16 protein-coding genes, 1 tRNA gene and 1 pseudogene are annotated in these 15,689 nt (G+C 42.7%); 8 read left to right on the forward strand and 10 right to left on the reverse strand.

From position 1 onward, the window contains the following. The 3 genes from V7K25_RS05520 to V7K25_RS05530 form a co-directional block, all read left to right on the forward strand. The coding region (locus tag V7K25_RS05520) for a ribonuclease R family protein (protein WP_335155812.1) at window positions 1-2,088 on the forward strand (2,088 nt) is incomplete at its 5' end. Between the two features lie 17 nt (window positions 2,089-2,105). Next, window positions 2,106-2,726, forward strand: coding sequence for a flavin prenyltransferase UbiX (locus V7K25_RS05525; RefSeq protein WP_100901789.1), 621 nt, complete (start codon window positions 2,106-2,108; stop codon window positions 2,724-2,726). A gap of 166 nt (window positions 2,727-2,892) precedes the next feature. Next, window positions 2,893-3,591 (forward strand): LapA family protein, encoded by a 699-nt coding sequence (locus tag V7K25_RS05530; RefSeq protein ID WP_335155815.1) that lies wholly within the window; start codon window positions 2,893-2,895, stop codon window positions 3,589-3,591. Window positions 3,592-3,610: 19 nt separating this feature from the next. On the opposite strand, the gene V7K25_RS05535 is transcribed toward V7K25_RS05530, so the two are convergent. Both V7K25_RS05535 and V7K25_RS31540 read right to left on the reverse strand, forming a co-directional pair. Next, entirely contained in the window at window positions 3,611-3,805 is a 195-nt protein-coding gene (locus V7K25_RS05535; RefSeq protein ID WP_335155817.1) for a hypothetical protein, read from the reverse strand. 536 nt (window positions 3,806-4,341) lie between these two features. Further along, window positions 4,342-4,545, reverse strand: a complete 204-nt coding sequence (locus V7K25_RS31540) for a DUF5615 family PIN-like protein (RefSeq protein ID WP_442948064.1) — start codon at window positions 4,543-4,545, stop codon at window positions 4,342-4,344. 138 nt (window positions 4,546-4,683) lie between these two features. On the opposite strand from V7K25_RS31540, the gene V7K25_RS05540 reads away from it, so the two are divergent. Beyond that, window positions 4,684-5,229: a shikimate kinase gene (locus V7K25_RS05540; RefSeq protein ID WP_335155819.1), complete on the forward strand. Its 546-nt coding sequence runs from the start codon at window positions 4,684-4,686 to the stop codon at window positions 5,227-5,229. Window positions 5,230-5,409: 180 nt separating this feature from the next. On the opposite strand, the gene V7K25_RS05545 is transcribed toward V7K25_RS05540, so the two are convergent. The 3 genes and pseudogenes from V7K25_RS05545 to V7K25_RS05555 form a co-directional block, all read right to left on the reverse strand. Beyond that, window positions 5,410-5,482, reverse strand: a tRNA-Ala gene (locus V7K25_RS05545). A gap of 65 nt (window positions 5,483-5,547) precedes the next feature. Next, on the reverse strand, window positions 5,548-6,276 hold the full coding sequence (locus V7K25_RS05550; protein WP_335155821.1) for an HAD family hydrolase: 729 nt from the start codon (window positions 6,274-6,276) through the stop codon (window positions 5,548-5,550). Continuing rightward, window positions 6,273-6,680: pseudogene (locus tag V7K25_RS05555) on the reverse strand (methyltransferase type 11); the annotation flags it as partial. The gene V7K25_RS05550 and the pseudogene V7K25_RS05555, both read right to left, overlap by 4 nt. Before the next feature lie 335 nt (window positions 6,681-7,015). On the opposite strand from V7K25_RS05555, the gene V7K25_RS05560 reads away from it, so the two are divergent. Together V7K25_RS05560 and V7K25_RS31545 are read left to right on the forward strand one after the other, a co-directional pair. Next, window positions 7,016-8,197, forward strand: a complete 1,182-nt coding sequence (locus V7K25_RS05560) for an RtcB family protein (RefSeq protein WP_335155823.1) — start codon at window positions 7,016-7,018, stop codon at window positions 8,195-8,197. A gap of 96 nt (window positions 8,198-8,293) precedes the next feature. After that, entirely contained in the window at window positions 8,294-8,398 is a 105-nt protein-coding gene (locus V7K25_RS31545; RefSeq protein ID WP_442948063.1) for an ATP-grasp domain-containing protein, read from the forward strand. A gap of 88 nt (window positions 8,399-8,486) precedes the next feature. Here V7K25_RS31545 and V7K25_RS05565 read toward each other — a convergent pair whose 3' ends face one another. Together V7K25_RS05565 and V7K25_RS05570 are read right to left on the reverse strand one after the other, a co-directional pair. Beyond that, window positions 8,487-9,347: an Rpn family recombination-promoting nuclease/putative transposase gene (locus V7K25_RS05565; RefSeq protein WP_335155825.1), complete on the reverse strand. Its 861-nt coding sequence runs from the start codon at window positions 9,345-9,347 to the stop codon at window positions 8,487-8,489. A gap of 331 nt (window positions 9,348-9,678) precedes the next feature. Beyond that, window positions 9,679-10,974 carry a dihydrolipoamide acetyltransferase family protein gene (locus V7K25_RS05570; RefSeq protein ID WP_335155827.1) on the reverse strand — a complete coding sequence of 432 codons (1,296 nt, stop codon included), beginning with the start codon at window positions 10,972-10,974 and terminating at the stop codon, window positions 9,679-9,681. Between the two features lie 455 nt (window positions 10,975-11,429). Here V7K25_RS05570 and V7K25_RS05575 point away from each other — a divergent pair, with 455 nt between their 5' ends. Then, the gene (locus tag V7K25_RS05575; protein WP_335155829.1) at window positions 11,430-11,951 is read left to right on the forward strand and encodes a hypothetical protein; all 522 of its coding nucleotides are present in this window, start codon (window positions 11,430-11,432) and stop codon (window positions 11,949-11,951) included. Window positions 11,952-11,999: 48 nt separating this feature from the next. Here the strand turns inward: V7K25_RS05575 and V7K25_RS05580 are convergent, their stop codons facing one another. Together V7K25_RS05580 and V7K25_RS05585 are read right to left on the reverse strand one after the other, a co-directional pair. Beyond that, window positions 12,000-12,449: a YlqD family protein gene (locus V7K25_RS05580; protein WP_012412623.1), complete on the reverse strand. Its 450-nt coding sequence runs from the start codon at window positions 12,447-12,449 to the stop codon at window positions 12,000-12,002. Window positions 12,450-12,491: 42 nt separating this feature from the next. Then, window positions 12,492-14,468, reverse strand: a complete 1,977-nt coding sequence (locus V7K25_RS05585) for an AMP-dependent synthetase/ligase (RefSeq protein WP_335155831.1) — start codon at window positions 14,466-14,468, stop codon at window positions 12,492-12,494. Between the two features lie 276 nt (window positions 14,469-14,744). On the opposite strand from V7K25_RS05585, the gene V7K25_RS05590 reads away from it, so the two are divergent. Then, window positions 14,745-14,990, forward strand: coding sequence for a hypothetical protein (locus V7K25_RS05590; RefSeq protein ID WP_335155833.1), 246 nt, complete (start codon window positions 14,745-14,747; stop codon window positions 14,988-14,990). A gap of 108 nt (window positions 14,991-15,098) precedes the next feature. On the opposite strand, the gene V7K25_RS05595 is transcribed toward V7K25_RS05590, so the two are convergent. After that, complete coding sequence (locus V7K25_RS05595; protein WP_335155835.1) at window positions 15,099-15,521, reverse strand: CVNH domain-containing protein; 423 nt, start codon at window positions 15,519-15,521, stop codon at window positions 15,099-15,101. Window positions 15,522-15,689: the final 168 nt, after the last annotated feature.

Genomic DNA, 15,689 nt, shown 5'->3' on the forward strand with positions numbered 1-15,689 from the left:
GATATTTACATCCGCGAAAGTCATCTGAGTAATGCTTGGAATGGCGATCGCGTTTTGGTCAGAGTTCTCAAAGAAGGCAGTCGCCGTCGCTCTCCCGAAGGGGAGGTGAAGCTGATTTTAGAACGTTCTAACCACACCTTACTGGCACGAATTAAGCAGGTGGAAGCTGGTTTTAGGGCTGTGCCTTTAGATGATCGATTGCTGTTTGAATTGAAGATCCAGCCTAACGGGGCAAAGTTAGAAGAAGCGATCGATCACTTGGTTCATGTAGAAGTTTTGCGTTACCCATTGGCACAATATCCTCCCCTTGGTCGAGTAGTGCAAATCCTCGGTAGCGATGCCGAAGCTGCTGCTGATATAGATTTAGTTACGTGCAAACACGACCTTTCCCGGACTTTTCCAGATAATGTCCTAGATGCAGCCGCCAAGTTGCCCAAAAAGCTACTCAAAGCAGACCTGAAAAATCGGCTGGATTTGCGTAATTTATTTACCTTCACCATTGAAGGGGTAAATGGCGATACCAAAGTTATAGAAAACGCTTTTAGCTTAGAAAAAAACCTAGCCGGAAATTGGCTTTTAGGCGTTCATATCACCGATGTTTCTCACTATGTCCAACCTGATGAAGCCCTAGATAGAGAAGCACTCAAACGGGGCAAATCAGTGTATCTGGGAGAATTAGTGCTGCCAATTTTGCCCCCAGGTGTGGCAGAACGCTGTTCTTTAGTACCTGGGAGCGATCGCTTAACTATCTCTTTTTTAATTACCATTGATCCCCAATCTGGACAAGTCCTAGAGTGGGAAATTCAACCCAGTGTAATTAACGTCGAAACTGCACTGACTACAGAACTTGCCCAAGCAATTCTTACAGGTGAATCTCAAGTTCAATCTCCACAGGTTTCCCAAATCCTGCAAGACCTCCACGCCTTGCAAACAGCCGTGAAACAGGTACGGTTAAATCGTGGTAGCCTCCAGCTAAATCTGCCACCTAGCCAAAACGCCTATTATGATGAGGGGATTCTCGGCACTGTGGTGGTGAATGATTTACCAGTGCGATCGCTACTCACAGAGTTGGTATTGTTAGTTAATCAACTAGTAGCAACTCACTTAAATGCTCTTGGTGTTCCCGCCATCTGGCGAGTCCAAGGTACACCTGATGTTGAAGATGTCCAGGAAATGCTGAAATTGGCAGTCAATTTAGGCGTTGACCTCACACTAGATCCAGAAGTCGATATCCAACCCTTAGATTATCAACATTTGACCACAGCTTTTGCAGAATCTCCTTCTGAGCAAGTTCTAACTTACTTATTACAAGATACACTTAAGCCGTCAGCGTACAGCACCACCAAAGGATCTCACTTTGGTCTGGCACTACCGCAATATGTCCACTTTAGCGCTCCCTTGCGGCGTTACCCAGATTTGCTGATGCAGAGAGTGTATTACGCGCTACTCGAAAACGGACGCGATCGCCGCAATACCCGTGTGAGAGAGCGCGTTAACCTACGCCACTCTTCTAGCCACGAGGAAATTAACTGGAACGTTTTACCCCCAGAATTGCAACAAGAACTGCAAAGCGATTTAACTAGGGTAATTGTCCAAATCAACGACCGAGAAAAAGAAGTCCAAGAAGCTGAAGCCGATTTAGCCGGACTGCAAAAAGCCCAACTGATGAAGCAACGCATCGGTCAGGTATTTCAGGGCGTGATTACCGGGGTTCAATCCTACGGTTTCTTTGTGGAAATTGAAGTACCAGCAGCCGAGGTAGAGTCTAGCAGCAATCCTGGTGTGCCTTTGCGGGTAGAAGGATTGGTACACGTCAGTTCTCTCAAAGACGATTGGTATGAATATCGCGCCAGACAACAAGCACTGTTTGGTCGTAAAAATCGCGCTTCTTACAGATTAGGCGATCGCGTCGCCGTACAAGTTAAGAGTGTCGATTACTACCGTCAGCAAATTGATTTGGTAACAGTTGGCAGCGATGGCGTACCCAGAGGTTTAACTGGCGGTGGTTCCAATGAGGAGCTTTCAGACCTCTACTTACCAAATGATATTGAGCCTGATGACCTAGACCCTTACTCTGATGATGAGTAAAATTAAGTAAGCCTTACGTGTCGAATAACACAAAACCTCTAATTTTAGGCGTATCAGGCGCATCTGGTCTGATTTACGCTGTTCGCGCAATCAAATTTTTGCTAGAAGCGGAGTTTAGTATTGAATTGGTTGCCTCTAAATCTACTTACATGGTTTGGCAGTCAGAACAGGAAATTCGGATGCCACCAGAACCAACCGGGCAAGAACAATTCTGGCGAGAGCAAGCTGGAGTCGCAATTTCGGGTAAACTTCGTTGCCATCCTTGGGGTGACGTTGGAGCCGGGATTGCCAGTGGTTCATTTGCCACTCTGGGGATGATAATTATTCCATGCAGCATGAGCACAGTGGCAAAGCTAGCGGCTGGCTTAAGTTCCGATTTACTAGAACGGGCGGCAGATGTCCAACTCAAAGAAGGACGAAAGCTGGTCATTGTTCCTCGTGAAACGCCTTTTAGTCTCATCCACCTCCGTAACTTAACCTCTCTAGCAGAAGTTGGAGTGAGAATTGTCCCCGCGATTCCTGCCTGGTATCATAATCCCCAAACCATTGAGGATTTAGTGGATTTTGTAGTTGCCCGTGCTTTAGATCAACTAGATATTGACTGCATCCCAATTCAGCGTTGGCAAGGTCGTCGCTAACATTCTCAATGGATTTATTGTAAATTTCACAATAGTCCTAAAAAGGTAATGATAGAGATGGCTGATAGTGTTAGTAGTCAGTGAACAGTAATTAGCGAAGAATATTCAGACTGATAACTGACAACTGACTACTAACCACTGATAACTGACAACTGACAAAATTGCTATGGCTGTAATTCGCTTAATTCTATTGGTGGCAGTACTGGGAGGACTAACGCTGTTATTAGTCCAAAATTTCTCACCTGCCCTATCGCTAGTATTTTTGGGCGTGCGAACTCAACCATTACCACTAGCGATATGGATTTTGTTTAGTACTGCCACTGGTGCTTTCACATCTATATTAATTAGTACCTTGTTTAACTTATCCAATTATTTTGGAGGAAGACAACGCCAAACTCCTGACCGCCGAAGCACAACGCCTCGTGCGAAGGCAACCCGTAGAGAAGAACCTACATCTCGCCCTGCCAGTTCTCCACCACCAGCTAGTAAAAAAGAAGAGCCTACTAGTGATGTATTTGATGATTGGGAGACAAATGGCAGTAAAGATGATGATTGGAACTTTGATGAAAAGTCAGAGGAAACACCTACTCCTAATTCTCAAGCTCAACAGCCTAAAGACTCTACAACTTACGAACGTCAATCAGAAGCCAAAAGCAGTTCTCAGTCTGGTTCAGTTTACTCCTACAGCTACCGGGAACCAAAAAATACGGCTGCGGGAAAAACTGAATCTGTTTATGATGCTGATTACCGGGTAATCATCCCCCCTTATCAGCCGCCAACTACCAATCAAGCCGATGATGATGATGATTGGGAATTTTTTGATGATGATGATTTTGAAGATGATGGTAAACGCCCCCGTCGGTGAGATGTAGCTGGCTACGTCTCTATTTGATGCCACACTGCTCTCTAGACTCTTGCTTGACCTTACCAGTCATGGCAGCTTCTTGCAAAGTCATGAAAGCATTAAAATCTTCCAAGTCATACCGGGTAGTCAACAGTTGTCGTAGTTGATTTTCAGCTTCCACTGTCAAATAGCCAGTTGCTAAAGCTTTTTGTACAACATCACGAATTCGAGTCATAGTTGACGCCTCATCCATCCTATATTTATTCATTCAGGCTTATTGGGGTGAAATATGCAGTAGTCTTTGTGCCGAAATTTCAACTTGGCAAGCTTTTCTGGGCGATCGCAGGATATAAGTCATTATTTACACCATTATAGGAAACATTTAATTGATTAGGGCTTATTATAACTGAACTTTTAGAATAAATACCCTGTAATATTAGAAACACAGTATCAGGTATACTTAAATTTAACCACCAGAGTTAAAATTTGGACTATTTAAATAGACAGAAATTGTTTGGATAAAGTTTCAAACAAGCTATATTAATTTTTTCGTTAAGCATAGCGCTTGCTATACAGCAAATACCAAGTTACATCAGGGATATTACTAGATTTATGATAAATTCATCGTTGATTATTTATGATAATTTCACAGAAGAATCTTAATCTATTGCGTTAGTAATAACGACAGTGGATTCTTCTTAAATAAAAGATGAATTTGTAGAACTTAAAAATAAATAAAAGCTTTCAGAGAAATTCAAGTTGATAGCTAATTTATTCTGGCTCAAGAACTTCCCAGCTTACAATAAAACTTCTCAATATTTCCCCAATTGAGCAACAATTATGAACGCAGTAAATAATTCCTGCGTGCATAATAAAGCCACTATGATGAAGTATCATAAAGTCATCATCATGGGTGAAAATTACCCGATTCTGAGACATTACAAAATAAAATTGTTCTCCATCTGATGCAGCTATTAGTCCTGTTACTGATTAAGTAATTTTATCCGGTTACGCGATAGGTGCAAAACTCCATATTTTTAAATCCGAGATTGAGTCATTGAATTTATAATTATAAACTGGGACTCAGCACTCAGAATTGGAGCGATACAACTGGTGAGCAGCTTATTACAAGGAGTCAACTTGTACTTAATTGGGATAATGGGCGTTGGTAAGACGACAGTAGGGCGCTTACTGGCGAAGGAATTGGGTTATGGATTTGTGGATACCGATAATGTTATTACCCAAGCAACAGGTAAATCTATCAATCAGTTATTTGCACAAGTTGGTGAAGCAGGGTTTCGCCAGTTAGAAAGCGACGTGCTTTCACAAGTTTGTGCTTTTACAAAGTTGACTATCGCAACCGGGGGAGGTATTGTACTGCGGCGAGAAAATTGGGGTTATCTGCACCACGGTTTGATAGTCTGGCTAGATACGCCAGTGGAGATCATTTACAGCCGTTTAGCTGAGGATACTACAAGACCACTGCTGCAAGATGCCGATCCTAAAGGGAAATTGCGATCGCTCGTCGAACAACGAACACCACTATACTCTCAAGCTGATTTGCACATCACCGAGCGAGAGGGAGATACGCCTGAAGACGTTGCCAAGCGGATACTTGAGGCAATTCCTGGCGTTCTCAAAACACAAGTTTCTCATTAGAAAGGCTCAAAGCCTATGCCAGTGCCATCTTGTTCAGTTAATGACGAAAGAAGACGACGTTAATTTGCGAAAACCTACCTAATATAATAAAATTAGTGAGACAAACTTACAAAATCGACCTTAATTGGCAAAAAGCGACATTAATTTGCGAATTCGACATTTAATTTGCGAATGTACAAATGGAGAATAACGGATTTGAACCGATGGCCTCTGCGGTGCGATCGCAGCACTCTACCAACTGAGCTAATTCCCCAAAATCTGTGCAAAGTCAAGAGTAATATTACTCATTAACTCAATACACCATCACCATATAGTATTCTAACATTCAGTTGCCGATGGTTGAGGCTGTTTTTGAGAATAAACCTTCTGCACGCGTTCGAGTTCCAAATCACTGAGATAATCAACAGTCCAGTTACAGCAGCGCTGGAGCATGTGGAATGGGTAAGTATTCGCTACCCCAACTACTTGCATGTGCGATCGCTTCGCCGCTTCGATACCTGCTGGAGTATCTTCAATTGCCAGACACTCGTGTGGTTGAAGATTCAATTCTGGATATTCTTTATTTAGGCGTTTCACTGCTAGTAGATAACCATCGGGTTCTGGTTTACTCGTGGTAATGTCATCACCCGCGACGATAATTTTAAAATGTTCAGCCAGTTTAGCTCGATGGAGTACCAATTCAATTTCTTGGCGAATAGCGCCACTAACTAAACCTAGTTTCAGATTCCGCGATCGCACTTGAAATATTAAATCTTCTACGCCTTGATATAAAGGCAGTTTCTCGATTTTCTCTAGTTCCACCACATAGGCTTGGGCTTTGCGGTACAGCAACTGAGTTAAATAGCTTTCGTTACCGACTCTACCACGATTAGCGAGTAGTTGCCCAAAACAAGCGCGATCGCTGCGTCCAAGAGAAGCTTGACGCTCACTCACCCGTTGGGGTTGGAGATTTTCTTCAATGAGAATCTCATCTATCAATTGCAGGTGGATTGGCTCATCGTTAATGATGACACCATTAAAATCAAAGAGAACTGCCTTTAAACTCATGCCCTTATGCCAAATCCTGGAGATCCAAGTCCCTGCAAATCATTATCTATTGATGTGGGAGTATACCGACGGATATTTTCGCTTGCTATTGGTTTAACGCCCCTAGTTACCTGATTTATCCACCATACATCGTGCGTAGGCGTAGCCCATCATAGACATCGCACAGCTTCAAATCCGGTTGCACCCATATTCGCCTCTACGCTACCAGCAACATACTCACGAATATATGGCTCCTCAAAAACATCATTAAGCCATTCTAACTGACGTAGAGTCTTCTGATTCCCATCTAAAATTAATACTTGCCCTCCAGTTACCAGCAACCGGAAGCTTTCTCGCAGAATTGCTAGGGAAACGGCATCTGGTGTTTTGTGGAATAGCAAAGAAGCTGTCACTAAGTCAAACGTTCACAGATTGTATCTTGACGGACTGCCATATTGTGTCAGAACTCTAAGGGGTTATTTAAACAGAGTAATTTTACTTAGAAATTTTAATACATTTGGGAAATACCTGCTTCCTCTTTATGGTATGAGCTTGACAAGTGTAATTTAATTTATTACATTTGTAGTATATAAATGTAACTTCTTAAGAGTAGTTCTTCAGCTTCACGAAAATTGAGGCAGCAAAATGAAAGACAATACAACATTTAAATTGCTACAACTAACTAGGTAATGAGTTATAAACCATACTGCCTTATACTCAATCCAAAATCTAAAATTTAAAATCAAAAATAGAAGAAATTATGCCCTACGAAAAGTTAGAAATTACCACACCAGCACCCGTATTATCTTGGGCAAATCACTCTTTGGGCCCAGAAGAAACTAAAATGGCCAAGAATGTAGCATCACTACCATTTGTGTTTAAGCATGTCGCATTAATGCCAGATGTTCACTTAGGAAAAGGTGCTTTAGTGGGTTCTGTAATTGCAACCAAAGAAGCGATTATCCCGGCTGCTGTGGGCGTGGATATTGGTTGTGGGATGAGCGCTATCAAAACATCATTTACCGCCGAACAACTGGACGGTAAACTGAAGAAAATCCGCCTGGATATTGAAGCAGCAATTCCTAGTGGATTTAACGAAAACAAAGACATTGAAAAATCTGTCAGTAATTGGCAACACTGGGATGATTTTAAAGACTTGCATCGCGGCGTGCAAGACCTACAAAGTAAAGCAATGAAACAGATGGGTTCTCTCGGTGGAGGAAACCATTTTATTGAAGTGTGCCTTGATGCAGAGAATCAAGTTTGGCTGATGCTGCATTCTGGTTCGCGTAACATCGGCAATAAACTAGCGCAGTGTCATATTCATACAGCCAGAGAATTAGCAAAAATGGCTGGTAATAAATTGCCTGACCCTGATTTAGCTCACTTTGTCGCTGGTACGCCAGAATTCCAAGCATACTGGCACGATTTGCAATGGTCACAAAACTATGCGCGTGTCAACCGTGATGTGATGATGGCGCGTTTTAAGCACATAGTTGAGAAGCATTTGGTAGGTGGGAAAACAACTAAACCTTTATTGCAGGTGAATTGTCATCACAATTACGCCGAAAAAGAAGTGCATTTTGACGAAGATGTATACGTTACTCGTAAAGGTGCAGTCCGCGCCCAGACTGAAGATTATGGGATTATTCCTGGTTCGATGGGGGCAAAGTCTTTCATCGTTAAGGGTAAAGGTAATGCCCACAGTTTTTGTTCTTGTTCTCACGGTGCAGGGCGTTTGATGTCTAGAAATAAGGCAAAAAATGTCTATACACTTGATGATTTAATTGAGCAAACCAATGGTGTGGAATGCCGCAAAGATGAGGGTGTGTTAGATGAAATTCCTAGTGCTTACAAGCCGATAGAACAAGTTATGGAAAATCAAGCAGATTTGGTTGAGGTTGTAGCAACACTCAAGCAAGTTCTTTGTGTGAAGGGATAATTTAGGTAGGGTGGGTAATGCCCAGCCCACCTTTTTTATTTTTTAAACGCAGAGGCACGCTGAGGTAAGCGCAGAGGTACGCTGAGGAATAAATAATTGTTTATTGATATCGGGCAATTAGAAAGTGGAGAATGGATAGTGATAGAAACAGCCGATGCACAATTTTCTGGTCTGAGCCACATTCCTGCACTTGAATTGTGAAATAAGTTGAAAGATATATGCTATTGACAGTTTATTTAACAGATTAGTAATCAAAAATATCGTACAAAAGTTAGAGCAAACTCTAGCTTTATATTGTATTTAGCCAATTCATTAAATCAGCTTCACTGACAAAATCTAGTAATACTTCACCCAAGTCCTCTAACTGAGCCAAGGACAACTCTTGCAAGCGAGATTGTAACTGAGAATTAATTGAACCAAGCCGACGAGTTAATAAACGTATCACTAGCCTTAGTTCTGATTGCCTTCCTTGTTCAATTTCTTGTTCAATGCCTCGTTGTCTACCTTCTTGCAGTCCTTCTTCAAGAATTTCTTGATAAATGGCAGATTCTCTCATATCTTCTCTCCTCAAAAACTGACGAATTAGTTCTGGCTCGAATACCAACCCTGCTAGAAGTTGGGTACATACCGAGATACTCTGCTTGGTGGCTTCTTCTTCAATCATACTCACCTGAACTGCTACCTGTTGAAGTAACCTTTGAGGAGAATCTGTTCGCGCCAAAGTTGCCAGAGGTAATAAACCAGGAGATAAGAGTAAGGGTTCTGGTTCTTGTTCCCAAATTCGGATGATGCGGTAACGGTGGGTAGTATTGCGGGCAGTAAATTGATCTACAAAGACAGCTTCTGAACTTGTCGGTTTAAGAAAAATTACTATCTGCTCGATATCACAATTGTATTGTCGATATAGCCGCACCCAATAGTCCAACATCCGCAGGGGTAAGGGTGGAGTCGATGCTGGTAAGGTTTGAAATTCCAAATGCAGTATTTGATTGGCAGTTTGCAAAAAGGTTACAGAATCGGCACGGATTGGTTCTTGATTTAATTCTGTTTTGAGAATCTGGATATCCGTTGCCTCAGATGCGAGTAAGTAGCGGATAAAATCTTCTGGGTACTGCTCAACCAGATATTTCAGGGTGTTGTCGTATGTCACTTTGATATCAGTTTAGACATAAACTCATGTAGAGACGTAATATCGCCACTATATAGTTTGTCCATAAAAAATTAAGTGTAGGTATTGGGGACTTCCAAGAAATAAATTATTCCAAGAAACGAACCACAGAGACAAGGCAGCGCGGTCTTGGGGGTTTCCCCCATGAGCGACTGCCGCGCAGAGAACGCAGAGAGAAGAAATAGAGAGAGTTTTTGCCTCAGTTTTGGAACATTTTTTTATTTGGAAGTCCCTTGTTTGTTGTTAGCGCTACTCCACGAAAAACTGCTGCTCGCTGATAGCGCTAACATTTAAATTTGGTGTCTTTTCAAAACTACAGTGTCAAAGATTGAGGGTTCGTCTCAATCAATTTTGCTAAATCTTGCAAGAACGCCGCAGCATGAGCGCCGTAAATAATCCGATGGTCAGAAGTAATATTGACTTGCATTTGTTGTCGCACGCCAAATAAACCGTCGGGTGTTGCTACCACTTGCGGACGAGATGCCCCGATCGCTAAAATTGAACCTTGTCCAGGCGGTAAAATCGCATCAAATTTATCTACGCCAAACATTCCCAAATTGGACAGGGTAAAAGTACCACTGTTGTATTCTTGGGGCTGTAGTTGTTTTGCCCTCGCACGTTCTACCAAAGACTTCCAAGTACGCGATAGAGAATAAATATCCACTGCCTCTGCATTTTGCAGCACAGGTGTAATTAATCCGCCATCATCCATTGCTACTGCTACGGAAATGTTGATATCAGAATGATAAACAATACCCTGGTCTGAGTAGCTAGCATTTAATAATGGGTGTTTTTGCAACGTTACCGCTACAGCTTTCGCCAGTAGCGCTGTCATTGTCACGCCTTTGGATTTAATTTGTTTATAAAGTTTGTCTAATCCATCGGTGGTAATTGTATAACCGACACGGAAGACGGGCACGGATATAGTAGCTACCATGTTCCGCACTACGGCATTTTGGAAGGTAGTTAAAGGCACGATTTGACCAGGAACAGCCGCTACCACTGGCGCGGGTGCTGGTGTGCGGGGTGCTGAGGGTGCAACTGGGGCGCTGGTTGGTACAGGCGCAGGTGGGGCAACTGGGGTGGGTTGCTTGCCTTTGTTAGAAAGTCCTTCTACATCTTCAGCGACAATGCGACCGTGGGGGCCACTGCCTTGGAGTGTAGTTAAATCAACTTTGAGTTCTTTGGCTAACTTGCGGGCCCGGGGTGAAGCTACAAGCCTTCCTTCTTTATGGTTAGACCCGTTTTGAGACGCTAAGGCAGGTGTTGCAGCTGAAGCTACGGCGGGGACTGGTTCTGGGGAAGAGGTAGTAGTAGCAGCGACGCCAGAGGAATTGGCAAGAGATTTCGCCTGTTCAATTTCAGCTTCCGTTTCGGCGATGAAGGCGATCGCAGATCCTACCGGGGCAGTTTCACCAGCTTCAACTATGATATGGGCAAGAAAGCCTTCATAAAAGGTTTCTACATCCATATCTGCCTTATCTGACTCTACAACCACCACTGTTTCGCCTTTTTCCACTTTGTCCCCTGGCGATTTCACCCAGGAAACGATTTTGCCTTCCGTCATGGTGGAACTCAGCGCCGGCATAAATACTTCGTGAATGCTCATAGGGTGGTTTGGGAATCAATGGTTTATGGACTTTAACAGCTTTTATCAGATCGAATTGTATCTTGGTAGGAGAGTTTTGGACTGGAGATTTTATATTTTAATTGGGCATGGGGGAGATGAGGGAGCAGGGGGGAGTTCCTAACTCCAAACTCCTAACTCTTGTAGAGACACGATTAATCGCGTCTCTACTCCTAACTTTAGGAACCTAAATATAACTTAGAGGTCTATAATACAGAGCTATCGTCAATGGTTAGCCAATATCTCGATCTCGTTTTAGTCGTTGACTTGGAATAACCATCACGAGTTTCTCACAGATTAAATGGGATTGCTATTTATATATCCTCATAACTACTGCTTAAGATACGGGAGCTTCTCACAGGTAGAGGATATAGAATGCAGTTCAATCTAGAATTCAAAATTGGTCATAAACCTATTTGAAATTCCTGTTTACTTTTATGTCGGCAAAGTTGAAATTCTTTTTGATTGTGATACTAAGTATCTTTGCCACTGCTGGCGCTGGAGTATATTTTACCCAGAGCCAGCAATCTGCACCGATTGTTGAGACTAGTGATGCACAAACCCAGCAGGTGAGAGCAATACATCAGTCTCAAGAGGTTGTGGCATACTCAGAGCGTTCAAATTTTAAAACCGTACCTTTAGAAAAGCTCAACTCATCTCTTCAAGGTAGCGATCCTGCTACCCTCGCGCTGAATGCCTTTGAGGACATAGGAGCAGTGGGAGGAACGCGAAAGGTAGAGGTAGCTTATCCACAACGAAATCAGGCCCTTGTGACGATTACGCAAATCAAGGGGGGTGATGATTCGGTTGGTATTAAATATCGAGTTGAGATGACTACTTTTGGGCGATCGCTTTTTATTAGCTCACCTCCAGTCTGGCAAATCGTTTGGGCTGGCTCCCAGGTGGAATGTTGGGCTGGAAGCCGCTCCCAAACAAAGTTAAATCACATCTGTAATTAGTCATTGGTCATTAGTCATAAAACAAATGACAAAGGACAAATGACAAATTTAAATGTCGCCGCGAATTTCTTCTACAACGCCATCGCGCAGAACGATTTCGACTTGCATTTTGCTAATCAGGTTATCACCGATCTCTACCCGGAAAAAGCCTTCCATTTGGAATTGGTTGACTTCTTGATCTTGCTGAAGAAACTGCACTTGCTGAAGGTTTTGCAGCAATTGATTTTTCTGCTCTAGGAATTCACTTTTCTTTTGATTGACTTGGAGTTGGATATTGTCAATTTGTTGAAGGGTCTGGGGGCCTGGTGGTTGCAGACTCTGCTTTTGAATTGCAGCGATCGCTCTTTGTCCTTCTACGTCTAGCTGTTGTAGTTGCTGATCGAGTTGATTGATTTGCGTTTGCAGCTGCTGTTGTACTTCCTCTTTCCAGAGGGGAGTCACAATGACTTTGACGTTAACAACACGTTTCAGGAGCAAGTTAGATTTGGAGACATCCATAAATATTTCACGTTCACTCTTACTAGTTGGGAGGTGGAATCATCAGGCAAACATGCCGTCAATAATATCGCGATAGCGTTCCGTGACGACGTGTCGGCGAACTTTCAGTGTTTGTGTCATCAAGCCATTTTCGATGGAAAACGGTTCCAGAATCAGTCTAAACGTTCCAATGCGGTCATCCGGTCGATAGCCTGGACGATTTTGCACTTCTCGATTCAATTCTTGCCGAAATAAATCCTGGATCATTCTACTCTCCAAGTCAATTTTTTGACTAGGTGAAGAAGCAACCGAATCGTTCTGCGTATCCAGTGTCAAATTTTGACTTGCTGCCCATTTTTCTAAGGCTTCGACGTTGGGGACAATTAAAGCTCCCAGGCTGCGCTGATCTTGGCCGACGAGCATAATTTGATCGATGTAGGGCGATCGCAAACACACATCTTCGATCGGCTGTGGCTCGATGTTTTCCCCGTTAGTCAATACAATCGTATCCTTTGCTCTGCCAGTTAGCACCAAGTCGTTTTGTGGTGTCAGCCAACCCAAATCGCCGCTATCAAACCAACCTTCAGCATCAATTGCTTTCGCTGTCGCTTCGGGATTTTGGTAATAGCCTTGCATAATCTGCGGCCCCTTCAACAATACCAAGCCTCGCTTTTCTACTGGTAAAGGCGCTTTTGTCTCAGGATCTACAATTTTAGCTTCTGTAGCGGGTAGTGGTTGCCCTGATGCACCAATCAAATTCCGCCAAGGACGCCGCACATGGGTAACAGGAGAAGTTTCTGTCAAGCCATAACCTTGCAAAATCTGCACACCAATAATTTCAAAAAAATTATCTATGTGTTTAGGAAGCGCACCACCGCCGCTAATCATCTGCTTAACTTGTCCTCCTGTGGCTTCTCGCACTTTGGCATAAACCAGTCGTTCTCCCAAGGCATGGAGGGGTAATAAAGCAGATGCTTGTATTTTAGCTGCTAATCGTTCGACGGCTGAAGCATGAAGATTATTTAAACTCAATCCTTGAGCAACTCGCCGCGCTTTGATATATTTCTCACTAATGCCCAATAAAAAGTTAATTAGGCGTTGCTTTTTGGCTGGTTGTTCGCGGAACTGCTTTTGCACTCCTTCATAAATCGATTCCCACAGCCGGGGTACACCCACCATGTAGTTGGGTTTAAATTGTCTTAAATCTGCTTTTACAGAGCGTAAGTTGGTATAAACTTGCGTGCAACCTTGAGATAGTAGGTAATATTCAACAGTTCGTTCGTAGCTATGCCAGGAAGGTAGAATACTGAGAACGATATCGCCCACCTTTGGTTGCACTACTGTCCTGAAAGTGAGTACTTGGTGCATCAAGTTGTTATAAGATAGCATTACACCCTTGGGTTTCCCTGTGGTGCCAGAGGTGTAAATTAGGGTTGCTAGAGCATCACGATTTTGCTTGACTGGCACAAAGTTATGATTTTTCCCAATTTCGAGCAACTGGGTAAAGTTCAGTACCTTTAGGGTTTCGTCTGTCGGTGGTGCTTCATCCGACAGTAATATTACCACCTGAATTGGTAAATCTTTGAGACGGTCTTGCAGTTTTTTAAGTGTCTTTAAATCTTCAACTACTATTGCTGTACTGCCACTATTAGCGATGATAAATAGCAGTTCTTCTTTTTCCGCTTGGGAGCTACGCACCGCATCAACGGCTCCAGCAGTCATTATCCCTTGATCGGCAATGAACCAGCGAGGACTATTGTCAGAAATTAAGGAAATGCGATCGCCTACCTTTACTCCCAACGCCTGTAACCCAGCAGCAAATAGTTGCATTTGCTCTGCCAACTGGGTATAAGTAATCGCTACTTCTGGTTTAGCATGAGGGTTGCGGAGGGCGACAACATCACCAAATTTTTGAGCTGCCAAAGGCCAAATTTCTGGCAGCGATTCCACATTTGTGTAATCTACCAACCGCTTTAATGCCTCGCGTTCTTGTTCACTGATGTTAGATAAGAAAGAAGACGCGGTTTGGGTTTTTGACATAACACCTTACCTAAATGTCGTAAACTAATCGTAATTCTTAGCTTATTTTGTTATTCCGCTACAATAACCGTCGTTATTATCCACATTCTCCTCTGTGTATGATAATTCCAGGAATTCCACGTTTATATTTACAAAAATTTATGTTAAAGTTAATTTACATAGACTGCAAGCAATGATTATGTTTGCAGCTAAGAACAGCGATGTCTACGACGGGCTATGACGCTCGCTAACGCTTCGCTATCGGCGTCGCCTACGTTTCACAGGAGATGATTACCTATGAATTTAATAGACGCTATACTGCTAACGCTGCTCAACATTGCTGCTTGCATGGCGTTTCCTAAGCTTTTAGCTCTTTTTCTGGCCCAGAAAACCAAACTTACTGAAGCGTTGCCGAATGCTTCCAAATTACAAGCAGCGAAAATTGAACTTACCAGTTTTCCTTATTGTACAGCTTATGTATTGACAGGGAGCCAATTCTGTAAATTTAGTCCTAATTTCTGTCCTAATTGTTCTCCGAATTGATGGACAAATTGCCAGCAAATTATTTTTTTTAAAATTTAGGTGAGGTAGATCAACTACCTCACCTAAATTTTGGCAGCACAACCGACTTTAACTCTGCCTAATGTCTACCTATGAATAGCGCAAAACTCCATTTTTATTGAATATTCCCTTAATCAGAATTGATGTTGAGTTGTATGTGCCATTAATTCTGCGACAACTTGCCGTTAAGGTAGCTCCAGCAACACCAATCCGCCGACAAGAATTTTGATAACTACTAGCGGATTTGGGATTACTACTATAAAGCAAAACTCCATTACCATTAAATATTCCCCGAATTAGGATTGAGGTTGAGTTATATGTGCCATTAATTCTGCGGCAACTTGCCGTTAAGGTAGCTCCAGCAACACGAATATTCCGACAGGAAGCTGGATAACTACTAGGATCGGTGGGTGCTGCAAAAGCAGCATTAATAGGAATTGTAGCTATGATTGCACCACAAGCCGCAAGAGTCATTAAACGTGGCGAACGACTTAGCTTTGCAAAATAAGACATGAGTATTTTCCTTTGAGAAATTGAATTTTATTGCCCTTCTTTTACATAAAAAAGGACAACATAAATACTACCAGTTCCTTTGTTCAATAGGTAATTAAAAAAATTAACTATATGATTGCGAGTACATCGCGTAGCGTCTCGCAGAGAAGGGGCTGACAGACCACCAGC

This window comes from Nostoc sp. (assembly GCF_036919495.1).
GTDB lineage: Bacteria > Cyanobacteriota > Cyanobacteriia > Cyanobacteriales > Nostocaceae > Nostoc.